This is a genomic window from Nonomuraea sp. NPDC002799, from assembly GCF_053592075.1.
The window spans coordinates 38,863-56,337 of sequence record NZ_JBSFVA010000040.1 but is presented as its reverse complement, the minus strand read 5'-3'; the positions used below and the strand labels follow the sequence as shown (position 1 = coordinate 56,337).

Sequence of the window (17,475 nt, the reverse complement as noted above, 5' to 3'; positions counted from 1 at the left end):
GGTACGTGGGGGTGTGGTTTACCACAGTCGCCGCCCGGGTGAGCTCCTCATTACCGTCATATCCGATCATCCGTAGCCTTGGGGTATGACTGATTGGCTCGTTGGACTGATGGAAAGCCTCGGGGCGCCCGGGGCGGGGCTCGCGATCGCGCTGGAGAACCTGTTCCCGCCCCTGCCCAGTGAGGCCATCCTGCCCCTGGCCGGCTTCACCGCCGGCCGCGGCAAGATGGATCTGCTCGACGCGCTGGTCTGGACGACCCTCGGCTCCGTGATCGGGGCTTTGGCGCTCTACTGGGTGGGCGCGCTGCTGGGCCGCGATCGGACGCTGGCCATCGCCGCGAAGCTGCCCCTCATCAAGACGTCCGACATCGAGAAGACCGAGGCCTGGTTCCAGCGCCACGGCCGCAAGACGGTGTTCTTCGGGCGCATGATCCCCGTCTTCCGCAGCCTCATCTCCATCCCGGCCGGCGTCGAGCGGATGCCGCTGCTGACGTTCACGTTGCTGACGACGGCCGGCAGCGCCATCTGGAACACCATCTTCGTGCTGGCCGGCTTCTACCTCGGTGACAACTGGTCCCTGGTGGAGGGATACGTGGGCATCGGCACCAATGTGGTCATCGGGCTGGTGGCGCTCGCGATCGTGGTGTTCGTCGTCGTCCGCGTGGCCGAACGGCGCAAGGGCAGGCATGCGAGCCGCCGCTGAGGGACTGCGGCTGCTGGGCGCGGTGGCGCTGGGCGCGCTCAGCGCGGTGGCGGAGCTGGCGTTCCTGCTGGCGGTGCTGCCGTTGCCCGCCCATCCGAACGTCACCGCCGCGGCCCGCCGCCTGGCCCGCCTGGAGGCCCGCAGGCTCGGCCTGGACACCGCCTCCCTCGACGGGCTCGGCGACAACGGACGGGTGCTGCGCTATCTGGCCTGCCGGGTCCCGGTGGGCGTGCTGGGCGGCCTGGTGATCGCCCTGCTGGTGTCCGGGGCGGGCGCGGGGGTCCTGATCGTGACCGCGTGGGCGGGCGGGCGGCCGTTCGACGGGATGTCGCCGTCGCTGCCGCTCGTGCTCTACCTCGTGGTGGCGGGGTTCGTGCTGCTGTTCCTGGATCTGTCGGGGGTGATGGGCGTGCACGGGGTGGAGCGGCGGCTGGCGGTGCGGCTGCTGAGCCCGGACCGTACACGGGTGCTGGAGCGCCGGATCGCCGAGCTGGCCGAGAGCCGGGCGGGCGTCGTGGCCGCTGTCGACTCCGAGCGGCGCCGCATCGAGCGGGACCTGCACGACGGGCTGCAGCAGCGGCTGGTGGCGCTGTCGATGCTGATCGGCCGTGCCCGGCGCGGGCGGGCCGAGCTGCTGGAGCAGGCCCACCAGGAGGCGCAGCAGGCGCTGGCCGAGCTGCGCGAGGTGGCCTGGCGGGTCTATCCGAGCGGGCTGGACTCCCTGGGGCTGGGCGAGGCGCTGGCGGGGGTGGCCGAGCGCTCGATCGTGCCGGTCGCCGTGACGTGCGAGCTGCGGCGCCGGCCGCCGATGGCGGCGCAGACGGCCGCGTACTTCGTGGTCTGCGAAGCGGTGACGAACGCGGCCAAGCACGCCGGGGCCACCCTCATCACGGTCGAGGTGCACGAGGAGGAGAGCGCGGTGCGCGTACGGGTGCGTGACGACGGCGCGGGCGGCGCCGACCCGGCCGGCAGCGGCCTGGCCGGGCTGGCCCGGCGGGTGGCCGCGCTGGACGGCGCCTTCGAGGTGCGCAGCCCGGCGGGCGGGCCGACGGCGATCACGGCGGTGCTGCCATGCGGGTGATCCTGGCCGAGGACTCCACCCTGCTGCGCGAGGGCCTGGTGCGGCTGCTGCTGGAGGAGGGCCACGAGGTGCCGGCGGCGGTCGGCGACGGCGACGCGCTGGTGTCGGCCGTCGCCGGCCACCGGCCGGACATCGTGGTGGTGGACGTGCGGATGCCCCCGACCCACACCGACGAGGGGCTGCGGGCGGCGCTGGAGATCCGGCGCCGCTGGCCGGAGGTCAAGGTGCTCGTGCTGTCGCAGTACGTGGAGAAGCGCTACGCCACCGAGCTGATGAGCGCCGACGTCGAAGGTGTCGGCTACCTGCTGAAGGACCGGGTGGCGCAGGTGGGCGACTTCCTCGACGCGCTGGAGCGGGTCGGCGCGGGCGGGGCGGCGTTCGATCCCGAGGTGGTGCGGCAGTTGCTGGCCCGCACGACACAGGTGGATCCGCTCGCGCGGCTGACGGCGCGGGAGCGGGAGGTGCTGGAGCTGATGGCGCAGGGGCTGACCAACGCCTCGATCGCGCAGGCCCTGCACGTGTCGCAGTCGGCCGTGGAGAAGCACGTGAACTCGCTGTTCGAGAAGTTGCGGTTGTCGCACACCACCGGCTACAGCAGGCGGGTGCTGGCGGTGCTGCACTTCCTGCGGTCCTGACCCGTTACGGCCCGCCCTCCTCCGCCTCATCGATCGGGGCGATGCCGGGGTCGGCGTAGGGTCCGCCGGCGGTGTGCCGGGCCCGCCGGGCCGCCTCCTCGGTGACGCGCAGCACGTACAGGCCGGCGCCGGGGTCGAGGGCGATCAGCCCGAACGCGGCGTCGAGGTCGGGCTCGGCCAGCTGCAGCCGGTCCAGGGCGTCGGCGAGCGTCGCGCCGGGAGCGAGCCGTACCGTGATCAGGACCATGACGAAGTCGCCGGCCGGCGGGCGCTGGACGGCAGAGCTCTTCCCGCGAGGCCGGGCGGCGGGGCGGCGCTGGTGATCATGGAGGTCCCTTCCTCGCGCTCACGGTATCCCTATGATTACAGAACGTGCACGCGCGGATGTGCCGCCCTGCGGTTGCCGCCCACGCCATACCGGCCACGAGCGGCATCCCCCGGGGAGGGAACCTCGCGCCGGCGTCAGGGTCCGTGTCAGGATGATCGGCGATCGCTGCCCGGCGCCAAGGAGGAGTGTTGTGACCGACCAAGCCGAGGACGCCTGGTCTTTGCCGTCGCCCTGGCGGGACGCGCGCGTCGCGGTCGTCATCCCGACCTACAACGAGGCCGGCAACATCGCCGAGCTCGCCGCGCGCATCCTCGCGCTGGACCTGCCGAACCTCCGGCTGATCATCGCCGACGACGACTCGCCGGACGGCACGGGCGCCCTGGCCGACGACCTGGCCAAGCACGCCAACGAGGACCGGCCCGGCCGCATGGTCGTCCTGCACCGCAAGGTGAAGGAGGGCATCGGCCGCGCCCACATCGCCGGCATGCTGGAGGCGCTGGCGCGCGGCGACGAGTACGTGGTGCAGATGGACGGCGACCTGAGCCACCGTCCGGAGTACATCCCGCACCTGCTCGGCACCATCCTGGCCACGCGGGCCGGGGTGGTGATCGGCAGCAGGTACGTGGTCGGCGGCTCCCTGTCGACGCGGTGGGGCCGGCACCGGCGGCTGCTGAGCCGGTTCGCGGGCCTGTACGTGAACGTGATCCTGAACCTGGCCGTCCGCGACCCCACCGGCGGGTTCAAGATATGGGACCGCGCGACGCTCGAAGGCATCGACCTGCACCTGATCCGCAGCGACGGCTACAGCTTCCAGGTGGAGATGAACCATCGGTGCAAGCGGCTGGGGCGCTCCATCGTGGAGCTGCCGATCCACTTCGAGGAGCGTAACGCCGGCTCCAGCAAGATCAGTTTCGCGGTGCAGGTGGAGTCGATGCTCACCCCGTTCGCCCTGCGGTTCGGCCGCGGCCGCCGCCGCTGACGCGACCGCATCAGGTTCGCCGGGGCCGATCATGAGCACGTACCTCAGGCAAGCCGACGAATCGTTCACGACAGGGGAAGCCCGATGAGACCCGTGTACGCGGCCGCGGCCGTCCACGTGCCGGCGCCGCCGGAGCAGGTGTTCGCGCTCATGACCGACTGGCCCAGGCATCGGGAGTGGATGTTCATGACCACGGCCCGCCAGGTGGGCGAGCACGCCGTCGAGGCCTACACCGGGGTGCGGCCGTTCGGCTTCCTGGACACGATGACGATCACCCGCTGGGAGCCGCCGGCGCTGGTGCGCGTCACGCACACCGGCGCTCTCGTGCGCGGCCTGGGGGCCATCCGGATCCGGCCGTGCGACGGCGGGAGCCGCGTCATCTGGGCCGAGGAGCTGTATCTGCCGTTCGGGCCGCTGGGCCGGGCCCTGTGGCCGCTGGCCCGCCCGGTGGCTGTCGCCCTGCTGCGCCGTTCGCTCCGCAAACTGGCCGGGCTGCTGCCCGCGACGTGAGCCGGCCGGGGGAACCTGCGCGCCGCAGGCGGTGTAAGCAGGGCATGACTCCCTTCACCCGACGCCAGGCGCTCACGTTGGCGGGCGCCACCGCCGTCGCGGCGGCCTGCGCGCCGTCGCCGCCCTCATCGCCGCCTCCGGCCCCGTCCGCCGCCACCCCGGGAAGGGCCGCGGCCGGTGAGCGGCCTGCGCGGCCCGGCCGGCTGTTCGCCGAGACGGCCACCGGCCTGGCGGTCGTCGACCTGGTCACCGGCCGTGTCCGCGCCACCTATCCGGGCGCGGCGGCCGACGCCCGCTGGGCCAGGATCCACCGGCTCGGCGGCGGCCGGCTGCGCACCTACCAGGCCGGCGACGGCGCCCTCGTCGCCGACGTGCGCACGGGCGCCGGGCAGATCAAGGCCGTCTCCCTCACGCAGGTCGCGCTCGGCCCGCCACCGGGCCCGCGCGCCCGTACCCGGATCACCGTGGCCTCCGGCGCCGGTCTGCGCGCCGTCGACCTCGACGGCAACATCGAGCCGGAGGCGTTCTCCACCGACGGCCAGGTCATGTACGTCCTGGACCGCCTGCCTCCGCGCGCCCCCGACCGCTACCGGGTCCGCCTGTACGATCTGGCCGCCGGCGAGATGGGCGCCCTGCAGACGCGCGACAAGCGGCAGATCCCGCCGGGCCAGGAGGAGGAGATGCACGGCCTGGCCCGCATGGCCGTCCCCGACCCGGCCCAGAACATCCTGTACACCCTCTACACCCACCAGGACGCCCACCTGCACACCCGGGATCTGGCCGCCGGGCAGGACCTCAGCCCGGGGGTGCACGCCTTCGTGCACGTCCTGCACCTCGACCAGCGGTGGGCGTACTGCCTGGACCTGCCCGCCCCGTTCGGTCTGGGCCCGGCACGGGCGCACACGCTGGCGGTGGGGGCGGGGAGGCTGCACGTGTTCGACGCCTCCACCGGGCATGCCGTCGTGGCCTCCACCGAGCAGCTCACGATCAGCCGGTCGGCGGTGCTCACCGCACTGGCCGGCGAGGCGTACGCGGTCACGGGAGCCGGGCGGCTGTACGTGGCGGCGGGCACCCGGCTGCTGGTGGCCGATGAGGCGACGCTGGCGGTGGCGGGGGTGTGGGAGCTGCCGGGGCCGGCGCGCGGGCTGGTGTTCTCGGGCGGGGAGCTGCTGGCCGGGGCGGGGGAGGCGGTGGTGCGGCTGGATCCGGCCGGCGGCGCCCGGCTGGGCGTGGTGCCGCTGCCGGGCCTGCGCGCCCTCCGGCACGCCGAGCCCGCGGCCGGCTGACCCGCCCAGTCCCGTCCCGTCCTGTCGGCCCCGTCCCGCCTGCCCTGCCGTCCCGCGCCTGCGGGCCTCACCTCGCAGCCCGCATGTCCCTGCGCGCCCGCGCGGCGCGCGGGCGTGTCAGGCCGGTTGCGCCGCCCCGGCGGTGACCTGCCGGCGGGCGACCGCCGCCGCGAACGCCGTGATCACCGGATGCGCCCCCCGTCCGTCCCCGGCCAGCTCCGGCTGGAACATCGTGGCCACGAAGAACGGGTGGCCGGGCAGCTCGGCCACCCGCACCGCCCCGTCGTCGGCGTGCCCGGAGAACACCATGCCGTGCGCGGCCAGCGTCTCCTTGTAGTCCTCGTTGAGCCCGTAGGAGCAGATGTAGGACTCCATCGTGCCGGGCGAGCCGATGATCTGCTCGATGCGTGAGCCGGGCGTCAGGTGTACGCGTCCCTCGTGCCCGTACAGCGAGCACGCCAGCGGCGTGAGCAGGAAGTCACGCGCGCCCGGCTCGTTCTCGGCGTGCGCCACGTCCAGCCCGCACACGTGCCGCGCGAACTCCAGCAGCATGTGCTGGAACCCGCCGCACGTGCCCAGGAACGGGATGCCGTGCTCGCGGGCGACCCGAGCGGCCCGCACGGCGCCTTCCTCGTCACGGTACGGGCTGCCGGGCAGGAGCCAGATGCCGTCGAACCCGGCCAGTCCCCGCACGTCGGTGGTAGGCATCCAGTACGGGTCCAGCGCGATGCCGTCGCGCTCGCGCAGCGCCTCGATCATCAGCGGCACCCGGACGTGCGAGCGCACACTCGGGGAACGGTCTGCCACAAGAGCGATTCTCATGCGCCCATCGTGACGGCCGCCGCCCGTTCAGCGCCAACGATGAAATCTGCATCTGCTATAAGCGATGCTGATGGACCCGCATCTGCTGACCACGTTCGTGACCGTCGCCCGGCACGCTTCCTTCTCGGCCGCCGCCGCCGACCTCGGCTACACCCAGTCGGCGATCTCCCAGCAGGTCGCCGCGCTGGAGGCCGACCTCGGCCTGCCGCTGCTGCGCCGGCGCCCGGTCGAGCCGACCGCGGCGGGCCGCCGGCTGCTGGAGCACGCCGAGCCGCTGCTGCTGCGTCTGCGCGCGGCCCGCGCCGACGTGCTGCGGGCCGCGGCGCAGCCCCGGCAGCGCCTGCTCCTGGCCGCCACGGCGCTCGCCGTCAACCCGGTCATCGCCGCCCGGCTGGCGCGGGCGCGCGCCACCTGGCCGCGCCTGGAGGTGACGGTGCGTACGTGCGGGCAGCAGCGGGTCAGCGCCCTGGTCGCCGAGGGGGAGGCGGATCTGGGCCTGATCGACGGCATCGCCGCCCCGAGCGATCCGCTGCGCCTGCCCGACACCGCGCCGATGACGGCCGTCGGGGCGACGGAGGAGGAGCTCATGGTGTGCCTGCCGGCCGGGCATCCGCTCGCGGGGCGGGCCGGGCTGCGGCTGGCCGGCCTGGTGGACGCGCGCTGGCTGCAGACGCCGCTGTGCCCGCTGGAGCGGCTGCGGGCGCTGATGGGCGAGCGGTTCCCGGCCGGGCTCGCCCATCAGGGCGACGACGTCCACACCGTCCTCAACCTGGTCGCCGCCGGCCACGGTCTCACCCTGCTGCCGGCCTCCACCCTGCCCGGGCCGGGGGACGGCGTGCGCGGTGTGCCGCTCCTGTCGCCGCGGCTCGTGCACCGCGTGGAGCTGCTGCACGGCGCCCTGCCCCCGGGCCCGGCGGCCGACCTGGCAGGCGTCCTGCCGGGCTGACGGTGCCGGGCGGGTGAGGCCGGGCCGGTGAGGCCGGGCTGTGGGCGCGCCTGCCGCGCCGTCAGGCGTGCCAGTCCGTCACGCCGCCCGGCACCGGCGCGGCCGGCGCGTAGGGCTCACGGGTGAAGACGAACGTGTTGAGGTCGAGGTGATCGGCCGCCACCCGCAGGGTCTCCCCGGCGTAGTAGCCGTCCAGCCCCAGCCACGTGCCGTCCTCCTGCGGCACGAACCGTGAGGCCCGCCCGCGGCCCTCGACCGGCTCCAGCGACAGCCCCCGCTCCGGCAGCAGCCGCAGCGCGTACGGCTTGGGCCCCCAGTGCCACAACCCGGTCAGCGCCAGCAGGGCCGGATCGGCGGCGACCGGCTGCCATTCGTCGGGCAGCCGCGGCTCGTAGGAGTCGAGGATGTCGAGCAGGTCGGTCAGCAGCGTGCCGTTCATCCCCGAGGTGGTGTTGGCCATGAACAGCGCCCCGACCCCTTCGGCGGGCTCGGCCCACACGGTGGCCAGGAATCCGGGCATGGAGCCGCTGTGCCCGGACAGCCGCCGCCCGCCGGTCCTGGCCAGTTGCAGTCCGAGCCCGAACCCGCCGGTCCAGGTGTCGCCGTCCTCGACGCCGGCCGGCTCGCGCATCTCGGCGAGTGTGCCGGGGCACAGCACGCCGGCGGTGTCGCCGCCGAGGAAGGCCGCCCAGCGGGCCAGGTCGTGCGGGGTCGACCAGAGCTGGCCCGCCGGCCCCATCGCCTCGTGGTCGTGTTCGGGCTCGGCCAGGACGACGTCGGCCCACGGGTGCACGGCGTAGCCGGTGGCGTGCGGGGCGCGGGGGCGGGCGGTGGTGTCGTTCATGCCGAGCGGGTCGAGCACCTCGGCGCGCACGGCCTTGAGCCAGGTGGTGCCGCGCAGCCGGCCGATGAGCTCGCCGAGCAGCGCGAAGCCGACGTTGGAGTAGTGGAAGCGCCGTCCTGGCCGGTGTTTGAGCTCGGCCGGGCCGACGCGTTCCAGCAGGTCGCCGACGGCGATGCCGGGGGTGCGTTCCCACCACGCGGTGGGCGGCTCGGCGCTCAGCCCGGCGGTGTGCGACAGGAGCTGGGCGATGGTGAGGTGGCCGAGCGGCGTGTCCGGCAGGTGCTCGCCGAGGGTGTCGCCGAGCCGCAGGACACCTTCGTCGCGCAGCCGCATGACGACGACGGCGACCATGCTTTTGGTGATCGATCCGATGCGGTACTGGGTGGCGGCGGTCGGCGCCGTGCCGCCCACGCGGCCCCGGCCGCCGAACCACGCCGTGCGCCCGTCGCGCACGATCGCCGCCGTCAGTGACGGCACCCTGCATTCGGCCTGTTCGACGGCCAGCCGGCGCATGAGGGCGCGGGCCGTGGCGTGTCCCACCTGAGTCATGAGCGACAAGAGTAGCCGCTGGATCGGGCGCCGGCCGATGAGCTCTGCCCGCTGCGGCGGCGGGGCGCGGGGGTCATCGGGAGGGGGTGCGGTCGAAGGCGTCGAGGATGAGCCGGGTGGCGTCCACGTCGCGGGCGGTGGCCCCCAGCCGGGCCACCTCGATGGGGCCGGGCCAGGTGTGGCCGCCTCCGTCGATCGTGTACAGGGTCAGGGTGACGCCGCCGGTGCAGGAGGTCCAGCCGTGCAGGCGTACCCGCCGGGCGGGGTGGCCGCTGGTGCGGCCGGAGCAGCCGAGCGCGGTCGCCCAGCCGGCGAACGTCTCCTCCACCGGCGTGAGCACGACCAGGTCGGCGAGCTTGCGCAGGTCGCCGGTGGCGTCCTGGAACGGGTGCCCGCCCTGGTAGGGGACGATCCGGTCGGCGTCGCCGTGGAAGGCGATGATCGTGGCGGGGGCGGCGCCGGGGCAGGGGCGCACGATGTTGAGCCCGGCCACGGCCGCCGCCCCGGCCAGGCGGCCCTGCAGGGAGCACACGAGAGCGGCCGCCATCGCGGCGCCGTAGGACATGCCGGCGGCGAACTGGCGGCGCGGGTCGACGCACAGTCCCTGCTGGAGCCGGTCGAGCAGGGCGCCGAGGAAGCCGGTGTCGTCGGGTCCGCCGGTGCCGGGCAGCGTCCAGCCCATGCGGTCCTCGGCGGCCTGCGGGGTGGCCACGATGTAGCCGCGGCCGGAGCCGATCTCGGGCAGCCGGCTGTAGGCGGCCTGCTGGGCGGCGGAGGAGCCGAGGCCGTGCAGGTTGAGCAGGACGGGGTGGGGGCCCTTGCCGTCGGGCACCGACAGCAGGTAGCGGCGGCGCAGGCCGCCGAAGGTCAGCTCGTGCCGTCCTGGTTCCAGCCGTGGTGCGGACGCGCAGCCGCCGGCGGGGCTCGCCTGAGCGGGCGGCGCCGGCGGGGGAGGGGCGGCGCCGCAGCGGGCGGCCAGCAGCACCGCCGTCATCAACGTGATCATGGCCTTGGCCATCGCGCCTCCCCGCTCGCCCGGACGTTGCCTCTGCCGGAAGTGTGCGGGAGCGGCCGCCCCGCCGCCTATGCCTTGCCTGCTGTGCTACCCCCACCTGTGCTACCCCGCCTGCTCTACCATCGCTGCCAATGCAGGACCTCCTCGCGCGGGATGCGCCTGGCGGGCTTGAAGGTGGTGCCCAGGGTGTAGGCCAGCGGGGTGAACGCGGCCAGCATGACGTCGTCGTACGGCACTCCCAGCACCTGCGACAGCTCGCGCTCCAAAGGCGCCTGGGCCGTCGTCCACACGGTGCCCAGGCCGCGGGCGCGGGCGGCGAGCATGAAGCTCCACACCGCCGGCAGGATCGACCCCCACGTCATGGACTGGTCGAGCACCGAGGCGCGGTCGGTGCGGCCCTCCACGGCGGGGATGACGAAGGCGGGCACGCGGTGGATGTTGTCGTGCAGGTGGCGCAGGCCGTCGGAGATGCGTTCCATCGAGCCGGGATGGGCGTGCATGCGGCGCAGGTCCCGCTCGTTCACCGGCCGTCCGCCGCCGGTGGTGAGCGCGCGGCGGAAGATGTCGGCGACGCGGCGGCGCTGCGCCTCCTCGGTGACCACCAGGAAGTGCCAGCGCTGCCGGTTGCGGCCGGTGGGGGCCTGGGTGGCCAGGTCGACGCACTGCTCGATCAGCGCGCGCGGCACCGGCCTGGACAGGTCGAGCCGCTTGCGCACGGCGCGGGTCGTGCTGAGCAGCTCGTCGGGGGTCAGATCCAGCAATCCATCTGTACGCAGATCATCTGTCGTCATACGAATGGACCGTATGACGACAAATCATCTGCTGTCAAACAATCCGCTAGGGTGGCAAGCCCACCCCGCACGAGGAGGACACGATGGCGGCCCGCAGCACCGGCCCGGCACAACCCGGCTACTTCCCGCGGCTCGCCGCCGAGCGCCTCGACATCGCGTTGTGCCGCGCCTCGGCCGCCGTGGCCCGCGCCGCCGAAGCCCACGCCGTCCAGGAAGGGCTCGGTGTCGGCGCGCACCTGGTGCTCGGCATGCTCGACACCGTCGGCCCCTGCTCCCAGCAGCGCCTGGCCGAAGAGCTGCGCATCGATCGCAGCGTCATGGTCAGCGTCTGCGACGAGCTGGAGCGCGCCGGCCACGTCCGCAGGGAACGCAACCCGCGCGACCGCCGCTCCTACGCCGTCACCCTCACCGCCGCCGGCCGCCGCCGCCTGGCCGACGCCCAGACCTCCGTCCCGGCCTTCCTCGACGACACCTTCGAGGCCCTCACCCCCGCCGAACGCGCCCAGCTCGCCACCCTGCTGACCAAGCTCCTGCGCCTGCGCCCCTGAACCGCCGCCCCTGAACCGCCGCCGCCGTTCGCGACCTCAGCCCTTGTAGTTGAAGACCTGGCGCAGCGTGTGCTGCACGGTGACGAGGTCCTTCTGGTCGTCCATGACCTGGTCGATCGACTTGTAGGCCTGCGGATGCTCGTCGACCAGGGCTCCGGCGCGGTCGGCGTTCCAGGTGCGGTCGCCCATCGCCTCGGCGAGCGAGGCCGCGGTGAGCTTCTTGCGCGCCTCGGTGCGGGACATGCGCCGTCCCGCGCCGTGCGAGCAGGAGTCATAGGAGGCGGCGCTGCCCAGGCCGGTCACGATGTAGGAGCGGGTGCCCATCGAGCCGGGGATGATGCCCTCGTCTCCGGTGGCGGCCTTGATCGCTCCCTTGCGGGTGATCCACATGTCGCGGCCGTGGTGGCGCTCCATCTGCGTGAAATTGTGGTGGGCGTTGATCGTGCGCACCGCGCGCCCGTGGGCGGTGACCTCGAAGAGGGAGGCGGCCAGCACCTCGGCCATGCGGGCGCGCGAGGCCATGGCGTAGCGCTGCGCCCACAACATGTCCTCGATGTAGGCGGTGAACTGCGGGGTCCCCTGCACGAGGTAGGCCAGGTCCGGGTCTTCCAGCGTGATGAAGTACTGCGCCATCAGCTTCTTGGCCTCGCCGATGTGCCGGGTGGCGAGCTGGTTGCCGATGCCGCGCGAGCCGGAGTGCAGCACGGTCCACACCCGGCCGCGCTCGTCCAGGCAGACCTCGACGAAATGGTTGCCGGAGCCGAGCGTCCCGAACTGGGTGCGGACCGTGTGCTGCTGCTTGCCCGTCAACGAGGTGGCGGGCGCGCCGAGGGCGGCGAGCGAGGTGTCGGTGCGCGGGTCGTCATGGCCCTGGCCGACGCCGGCCGGGATGCGCCGCTCGATGAGCGGCATGAGCGCGGCCAGGGTGTCGGGCAGGTCCGCGGCGCTCAGGTCGGTCTCGGTGGCGACCATGCCGCAGCCGATGTCCACGCCCACGGCCGAGGGGATGATCGCGCCCTGGGTGGGGATGACGGAGCCGACGGTGGCGCCCATGCCGACGTGCGCGTCGGGCATCAGCGCGACGTGGCCGGGGACGAAGGGCAGGCGGGCGGCGCGGGCGGCTTGCTGGATGGTGCCCGGCTCGATGTCGCTGGCCCAGGAGATGAGGCCGGGTGCTACCTGCTGCGGCATGACGGGCCGCCCTTCTGCTCGATGATCTCCGAGCAGCGTATGCGACCCGTACCTGGTGATCGCCACTGGTTTTGTCCGCCTTTGGCCGCAGAAAGCATCTCGCGCGGGCGCCGCCCGGCGCATCGGGCCAAGGCGCGACTCCCATCCTGGGAGTTCGGGTCCTCACGCGGGGTTGAGGCGTGTCATTCCCGCTCGGTGTGGGCGCCAGGGCGCCTGCGGCGCTTGACGTCGATGGCCCAGCGCTTGCGCAGCCACTCCACGCCGCAGTTGAAGGCCACGACGCCGGGGATCGTGAAGAGCGCCGAGCCCCAGCCCTGCTGCAGGTGCACGTTGACGATCGCGAACGCCATCACCGGGCCGAGCAGCCCCCAGGTGCGCCCGTTCGAGGCCAGCACCCAGCACATCGCGGTGTGCGTGCGGTACAGGCGCGGCCGGGCGGGGGCCTGGATCGCGGCGCGCAGCTGCGCCACGCGGCGAAACTGCCGCAGCGTGTACATCACCTGGGGCCATCGGGCGTCGTGCTCGCACGCCAGCTCGTGCAGTTCGCTGCGGAACTCGTGGAAGAAGCGGCTTCGGTGCTGCTCGGGCAGCAGCCGGGACTCGGCGGCGATCAGCCATTCGGCGATCCGCGGCGCGGCCGTGCCGGGCGGGCCGAGGCCGAAGGTGTCGCTTCCGGGCGCCGTCAGGACGCGGGCGAGGGCGCGGGCCCGGGCGAGCGAGTCGTCCAGGCCGAGGTCGACGCCGTGGGCGCGGGCCAGCCGGATGGAACGGTCCAAGGCGTGGATCAGGGCCCGGGCGAGCGCGCGTTCGATGGCGATGTCCAGGGCGCGGGTGAAGGCCAGGTGGAGGTCGCAGGCGTGTTCGAGCGCGTGCTCCAGGGGGCGTGCGACGGCCGGGTCGAGCCGGGGGGCGCGGCCGAGGGCGTCGCGCAGGTCGCGTTCGAGGTCGTGGGCGAGACGGCGGGTGCGGTGCAGGGCCGCCGGGCGGGTCAGGTGGCCGGTCACGTCATCTCCCCGGTCGCTCGCGTCCGGAACCTGAGCAGGGTCTGCACCTTGTGCCGCGCCTGGGCGAGTGCGTCGCGGGCGTGCTGAGCGCCGTCGGTGGTGAGCCGGTAGTAGCGGCGGCGCGGCCGGCCCGCCGCACGCGGATCGACGTCCTCGATGCGGGACTCCAGCCAGCCGATCCCCTCCCAGCGCGCGAGAATGGGGTGAATGGTGCCGGGGGCGAGGCCGGCGGCGCGGCAGATCTCCAGCCCGTACATCTCGCGCGCGGGTTCTTCGAGCAGCGCGCGCAGGACGAGTTGGGTGGGGATGGTCATGCGGGGCGTCCTACCCATACTCTTACTCTAACTAGGGTCTGGTCAGAGGTCCACCTAGATGGGAAAACCGGGCGGCGCCCGCGCGAGGGGGACCTGCGCTCACAGGGAGAGGCAGAAGGGGTGCCCATCGGTGTCCAGCATGACGCGAACGTCGTCCTGGGGCTGGAACCCGGCCTGAACCGACCCGCACGCCAGCGCCCATGCGACAGCCGCGGGCAGGTCGCCGACGTTGAGGTCGAGGTGCTGTGAGGCGTTCTGCTCTCCGGGCTCCTGGCCTTGTTCCTCGGTCACCGGCCGGCCGAGCAGGCGAGCGTGGAAACGCGCGAGCTCGCGCGGCTGCGAGGTCCCGATCGTCACGGCGGTCAACCGCAGGGCAGGCGGTGGCGAGGCTGAGCGCGTGTCCGCGCAGGATCACACCTTCCCTTCCCCTGCCGCCCCCTGCGGAGCCGGGTCGTCGAGCATGCGGACCATGTGCAGCTTGGCGATGGCCGTCCCGTCGATGATGACCGCCCTCGGCTCCCTGCCCCAGGTCTGGAACCCGCACGAGCGGTAAAGGCGTTCGGCGGGAAGGTTGCCCTCGGAGACCGTCAGGCCGACCTGGACGAGGCCGTCGACGGCGGCGGCAAGGTTCAGGACCCCTCTCACCAGCGCCTTCCCGATGCCCTGCCCGGCGGCGTGCGGCGCGACGGCCATGCCGAACAGCGTCGCCTTATGGCGTTCCTGGCGGCGTGCGGGCACCGCCAGGCCGGCGATGCCGACCAGGTTCCGGCGGTCGTCGTGGGCGCCGAGCACCACGTCGTGGGGGCTGCCGCCGGCGGCCAGCCGCGCGATCGTCGCCGCCAGCGGTTTGGCGCTCTCCTCGCCGAGGCTGGAGGTGAACGCCGTGGGCGCGTGCCGCAGCGCCTCCAGGCGGAAGGTCCGGTACTCCTCGGCGTCCTCGGAGGTGAGCCTGCGGACGGTGTACGGCAGGGGTGCGGTCATTGCTGGGCCTGTCGGTCAGTGGAGGCGGACACGGGTGCACCGGGTGAGGTACGGCATGGTGATCTCGTTGCGGCCGCTGAGGCCGGGGTGGGAGTCGAGGAGCCGTTCCACCTCGCCGAGCAGTCGCTGCCTGTCGGCGTCGGGAAGGGTGATGACATAACTGCGGGAGGCGACCATGTCGAGCAGTTCCGCCCGGGTCATGACCTTGCCCCAGCGGATCTCCAGTCGTTCGGGGCTGCCGAACGGCTCCGCGATCGATGGCCGGGTGTCGATCGTCTGCCGGGTGTGCTGGTGCATGATGCCGTCGAGGTCGGCGACCCAGGGTTCGGCCGTGTCGCGGATGTTCCAGACCAGGGCCAGCGTCCCGCCGGGGACGAGGACGCGCGCCACCTCCGGCACCGCGAGAGCGGGGTCCACCCAGTGCCAGGCCTGCGCGACGACCACGGCGTCGACGCTGGCGTCGGCGAGCGGGATGCGTTCGGCGGCCCCCTCGCGAACGATCGCGGACGGGACGGCGGCGGACAGCCGGGCGCGCATACCCTCGGAAGGTTCGACGGCGAAGACCTTCAGACCGGCGTCGGCCAGGAGCCGCGTGAACTGCCCCGTGCCCGCGCCCAGATCGAGGACGCGTCCGGCGCCGCGCGGTATCAGCCACTCGGCCGACGCCGGCGGGTATCCGGGCCGGCCCCGCTCATAGAGCGGCGCCACGGTGCCGAACACGCCCGCTTGCAGCCGGCGGGACCAGCGGCGGGTCGCGCCCTGCCGGGTCATCCCGCACGCCCGGCCGATCTCCTCCCAGCTCGCCCGCCTCTGACCGCGCAATTCCTCGATGATCGCCGTCCGCCGGGCTTCCATGGCGGAGATCGCCGCCGTCAACCGCCCGAGGCCCGCAAGACCGCCCTCGCCCGTCACCTCGTCCGCGGTACGGCGAGCCTGTCCGTCCTCTTCCCCTGCATCCACGAGCACGCAACATATGTTGCCTTTCGCGGGCATGTCAACAGGTGTTGCTCCTGGCGCCGCCGAACCAGACAGGTTCCTCGACCTGGCGACCAGAGGAAAGGCATGGGGAGCCGCCCGGCGCACGCCGGGCACGGCCGCCACCCACCTCGGCGACGCCGAGATCCCGCTGCAGCTCATCATGGGCAAGACCCGGCACGACAACCCCCGCACCGCCCATGCGCCACGTCAAACCCGGCGCCGAAGCCGTCACCGAAGTCCTGGCGCTCCGCCGCCGTACCCGCTGAAGGTGCGGTCAGGCCGGGTCGGGCGCGCAGGCGGTTTCGGGTGGCCGTCCATCCTCGACCCTTCGGATGGGCTCGCCGACGAGATGGCGCAGCGCATCCTGCAGAGCGGTCCGTGCCGCGGGGGCGAGGTCGGCCAGGAGCCGGTCCTCGATCGCCTCGATGTCGCTGCGGGCGGCTTTGAGGGCGCGGCTCCCTGCGGTGGTGACCTCGATGATGCGGGCCCTGCGGTCGGCGGGGTCCGGCCGGCGGCGCACCAGGCCGTCGTTTTCCAGCTCGTCGAGGATGAGGACCAGCTTGCTCTTGTCGACCGATACGGCCTGAGCGAGAGCGAATTGGGAGCCGGCGGGGGCTTCGACGATGGTCATCAGCACCGTGTAGCCCCACAGGGTCATGCCGTGCTCGCGTACGGCCGCGCTCTCGGCTGTGGCCAGGCCCTGCTTCAGCCGTGCGAACAGCCAGTGCAGGTCCTGGTGCAGCCAGCTGCCGGGCGAGCCTTCCGGGGCGGGTGGTGCTGAGCGCGCGCGGCGGGGGCTACGGGCCGGGCACCCCCCGCGAGCAGTTCGACGTCCAAGAGCCCTACCTGCGCGCCTGCTTCTCCGTGCTCGGCCTGGACGACGTGGAGTTCGTCCAGGCCGAGCTCACCCACGCCACGGTCATGCCCTTCCTGGCACAGCTCCGCGACCAGCACGAGGCCTCCCACGCCGCGGCGCTCGCCGCGGTGCACACCCTGGCGACCCGGGTGCGCGCCCGGACGCCGTCCTGACCACGACTCCCCGCCCGATCAGCGAAGACAAGAGGACAGCCACACCATGAACACAGATCTCCACGGCCGCGTGGTCCTGATCACCGGCGCGTCGACCGGGATCGGAGCCGCGACCGCCCGCGCCTACGGCCGCGAAGGCGCCCGGGTGGCCATCACCTACCGCAACAACCCGGACAGCGCCGAGAAGGTGGCCGCCGCCGTCGAGGCCTCCGGTGGGCAGGCACACGCCGTCCGGCTCGACCTCGAAGACCTGCCCACCATAGACCGCGCCGTCGCCACCGTCGTGGAGCGCTGGGGCGGGATCGACGTCCTGGTCGCCAACGCCGTGCGCTGGGGCGGCGACGGCCCGCCCGACCCCAGTCTCCGGTTCGAGGACGTGCCGCTGCAGGAGTGGGAGGCGATGATCGGCGCCAACCTGATCGGAACGGCGGCCACGGTCCGCACGGTCCTGCCCGGCATGCGCGCCAAAAGCTGGGGCCGCATCGTGCTGATCTCCTCAAGCGTCGCGGAGGAGGGCCTGCCCGGGCCGGGCCCGTACGGCACCGCCCAATCGGGCCTGTACGGGCTCGCCCGCGGCCTGGCCTGGAACGGCGGCCGGGACGGGATCCTGGTCAACGTCATGGCACCGGGCTTCACCCTGACCGACAGCCGCCCTGACATCCGGCGTTCGTCACCGACGCCCTCGCCGCCGCCACCCCCACCCCCACCCACAGGCTCTCCACCTCCGACGACGTGGCCGACATCATCGTCTTCCTGGGCTCGGGAGCCAACGGCAACCTCACCGGCGAGGTCATCCGGGACGGCTCCGCCGCCGCCCGCGCCCCGCACATCGGCGGATAGCAGGCCCTATGAAGGCGCTCCCCGCTCGCCTGGCCATGCGGGCGGAGAGCGGTCGCCGCCCGCACGGCCCGGGATGGGCATCGTCATCGCGTAGCGCAGGT

At 73.5% G+C, this 17,475-nt stretch carries 22 protein-coding genes; 10 read left to right on the top strand and 12 right to left on the bottom strand.

The genetic code is table 11. From position 1 onward, the window contains the following. The first annotated feature begins 85 nt into the window (after positions 1 to 85). The 3 genes from ACWD0F_RS43355 to ACWD0F_RS43345 are packed head-to-tail and all read left to right on the top strand — an operon-like array spanning position 86 to position 2,419. Positions 86 to 703: a DedA family protein gene (locus tag ACWD0F_RS43355; protein WP_449887631.1), complete on the top strand. Its 618-nt coding sequence runs from the start codon at positions 86 to 88 to the stop codon at positions 701 to 703. Continuing rightward, positions 687 to 1,784, top strand: coding sequence for a sensor histidine kinase (locus tag ACWD0F_RS43350; RefSeq protein WP_449887629.1), 1,098 nt, complete (start codon positions 687 to 689; stop codon positions 1,782 to 1,784). The genes ACWD0F_RS43355 and ACWD0F_RS43350 overlap by 17 nt, the downstream gene beginning before the upstream one ends. Beyond that, entirely contained in the window at positions 1,775 to 2,419 is a 645-nt protein-coding gene (locus ACWD0F_RS43345) for a response regulator (protein ID WP_449887627.1), read from the top strand. Before ACWD0F_RS43350 ends, ACWD0F_RS43345 begins: the two co-directional genes overlap by 10 nt. A gap of 4 nt (positions 2,420 to 2,423) precedes the next feature. On the opposite strand, the gene ACWD0F_RS43340 is transcribed toward ACWD0F_RS43345, so the two are convergent. Then, complete coding sequence (locus ACWD0F_RS43340) at positions 2,424 to 2,666, bottom strand: hypothetical protein (protein WP_449887625.1); 243 nt, start codon at positions 2,664 to 2,666, stop codon at positions 2,424 to 2,426. A gap of 232 nt (positions 2,667 to 2,898) precedes the next feature. On the opposite strand from ACWD0F_RS43340, the gene ACWD0F_RS43335 reads away from it, so the two are divergent. The 3 genes from ACWD0F_RS43335 to ACWD0F_RS43325 all read left to right on the top strand — a co-directional run bounded on the left by ACWD0F_RS43335 (position 2,899) and on the right by ACWD0F_RS43325 (position 5,522). Beyond that, positions 2,899 to 3,726, top strand: a complete 828-nt coding sequence (locus ACWD0F_RS43335; protein WP_449887623.1) for a polyprenol monophosphomannose synthase — start codon at positions 2,899 to 2,901, stop codon at positions 3,724 to 3,726. Positions 3,727 to 3,810: 84 nt separating this feature from the next. Continuing rightward, entirely contained in the window at positions 3,811 to 4,236 is a 426-nt protein-coding gene (locus tag ACWD0F_RS43330; RefSeq protein ID WP_449887621.1) for an SRPBCC family protein, read from the top strand. 44 nt (positions 4,237 to 4,280) lie between these two features. Continuing rightward, positions 4,281 to 5,522: a hypothetical protein gene (locus tag ACWD0F_RS43325; RefSeq protein ID WP_449887619.1), complete on the top strand. Its 1,242-nt coding sequence runs from the start codon at positions 4,281 to 4,283 to the stop codon at positions 5,520 to 5,522. 117 nt (positions 5,523 to 5,639) lie between these two features. Here the strand turns inward: ACWD0F_RS43325 and ACWD0F_RS43320 are convergent, their stop codons facing one another. Beyond that, entirely contained in the window at positions 5,640 to 6,344 is a 705-nt protein-coding gene (locus ACWD0F_RS43320; RefSeq protein WP_449887617.1) for a CTP synthase C-terminal region-related (seleno)protein, read from the bottom strand. Positions 6,345 to 6,408: 64 nt separating this feature from the next. Between ACWD0F_RS43320 and ACWD0F_RS43315 the strand changes: the two genes are divergently transcribed. Further along, a complete protein-coding gene (locus ACWD0F_RS43315) occupies positions 6,409 to 7,290 on the top strand; it encodes a LysR family transcriptional regulator (RefSeq protein WP_449887615.1) in 882 nt (293 codons plus the stop codon). A gap of 61 nt (positions 7,291 to 7,351) precedes the next feature. Here ACWD0F_RS43315 and ACWD0F_RS43310 read toward each other — a convergent pair whose 3' ends face one another. From ACWD0F_RS43310 to ACWD0F_RS43300, 3 genes are all read right to left on the bottom strand, one after another. After that, positions 7,352 to 8,683: a serine hydrolase domain-containing protein gene (locus ACWD0F_RS43310; protein ID WP_449887613.1), complete on the bottom strand. Its 1,332-nt coding sequence runs from the start codon at positions 8,681 to 8,683 to the stop codon at positions 7,352 to 7,354. Between the two features lie 73 nt (positions 8,684 to 8,756). Then, entirely contained in the window at positions 8,757 to 9,701 is a 945-nt protein-coding gene (locus ACWD0F_RS43305; RefSeq protein ID WP_449887611.1) for an alpha/beta hydrolase family esterase, read from the bottom strand. Between the two features lie 113 nt (positions 9,702 to 9,814). After that, on the bottom strand, positions 9,815 to 10,489 hold the full coding sequence (locus tag ACWD0F_RS43300; protein WP_449887609.1) for a nitroreductase family protein: 675 nt from the start codon (positions 10,487 to 10,489) through the stop codon (positions 9,815 to 9,817). Between the two features lie 83 nt (positions 10,490 to 10,572). On the opposite strand from ACWD0F_RS43300, the gene ACWD0F_RS43295 reads away from it, so the two are divergent. Continuing rightward, positions 10,573 to 11,037, top strand: coding sequence for a MarR family winged helix-turn-helix transcriptional regulator (locus tag ACWD0F_RS43295; protein WP_449887607.1), 465 nt, complete (start codon positions 10,573 to 10,575; stop codon positions 11,035 to 11,037). A 36-nt stretch (positions 11,038 to 11,073) separates the two neighbouring features. On the opposite strand, the gene ACWD0F_RS43290 is transcribed toward ACWD0F_RS43295, so the two are convergent. The 7 genes from ACWD0F_RS43290 to ACWD0F_RS43260 form a co-directional block, all read right to left on the bottom strand. Then, positions 11,074 to 12,228, bottom strand: a complete 1,155-nt coding sequence (locus tag ACWD0F_RS43290; RefSeq protein ID WP_449887605.1) for an RtcB family protein — start codon at positions 12,226 to 12,228, stop codon at positions 11,074 to 11,076. Positions 12,229 to 12,410: 182 nt separating this feature from the next. Further along, positions 12,411 to 13,232: a hypothetical protein gene (locus tag ACWD0F_RS43285; protein WP_449887603.1), complete on the bottom strand. Its 822-nt coding sequence runs from the start codon at positions 13,230 to 13,232 to the stop codon at positions 12,411 to 12,413. Next, positions 13,229 to 13,546 (bottom strand): PadR family transcriptional regulator, encoded by a 318-nt coding sequence (locus ACWD0F_RS43280; protein WP_449887601.1) that lies wholly within the window; start codon positions 13,544 to 13,546, stop codon positions 13,229 to 13,231. The genes ACWD0F_RS43285 and ACWD0F_RS43280 overlap by 4 nt, the downstream gene beginning before the upstream one ends. A gap of 99 nt (positions 13,547 to 13,645) precedes the next feature. Beyond that, positions 13,646 to 13,903: a VOC family protein gene (locus ACWD0F_RS43275; RefSeq protein ID WP_449887599.1), complete on the bottom strand. Its 258-nt coding sequence runs from the start codon at positions 13,901 to 13,903 to the stop codon at positions 13,646 to 13,648. A gap of 54 nt (positions 13,904 to 13,957) precedes the next feature. Then, the gene (locus ACWD0F_RS43270; protein ID WP_449887597.1) at positions 13,958 to 14,527 is read right to left on the bottom strand and encodes a GNAT family N-acetyltransferase; all 570 of its coding nucleotides are present in this window, start codon (positions 14,525 to 14,527) and stop codon (positions 13,958 to 13,960) included. A gap of 15 nt (positions 14,528 to 14,542) precedes the next feature. Further along, positions 14,543 to 15,487 carry a class I SAM-dependent methyltransferase gene (locus ACWD0F_RS43265; protein ID WP_449887595.1) on the bottom strand — a complete coding sequence of 315 codons (945 nt, stop codon included), beginning with the start codon at positions 15,485 to 15,487 and terminating at the stop codon, positions 14,543 to 14,545. 292 nt (positions 15,488 to 15,779) lie between these two features. Beyond that, complete coding sequence (locus tag ACWD0F_RS43260) at positions 15,780 to 16,163, bottom strand: MarR family winged helix-turn-helix transcriptional regulator (RefSeq protein ID WP_449887593.1); 384 nt, start codon at positions 16,161 to 16,163, stop codon at positions 15,780 to 15,782. 113 nt (positions 16,164 to 16,276) lie between these two features. Between ACWD0F_RS43260 and ACWD0F_RS43255 the strand changes: the two genes are divergently transcribed. Both ACWD0F_RS43255 and ACWD0F_RS43250 read left to right on the top strand, forming a co-directional pair. Continuing rightward, positions 16,277 to 16,534, top strand: a complete 258-nt coding sequence (locus ACWD0F_RS43255; RefSeq protein WP_449887592.1) for a hypothetical protein — start codon at positions 16,277 to 16,279, stop codon at positions 16,532 to 16,534. Positions 16,535 to 16,580: 46 nt separating this feature from the next. Continuing rightward, complete coding sequence (locus tag ACWD0F_RS43250) at positions 16,581 to 17,468, top strand: SDR family NAD(P)-dependent oxidoreductase (protein ID WP_449887590.1); 888 nt, start codon at positions 16,581 to 16,583, stop codon at positions 17,466 to 17,468. The last annotated feature ends 7 nt before the right edge of the window (positions 17,469 to 17,475 follow it).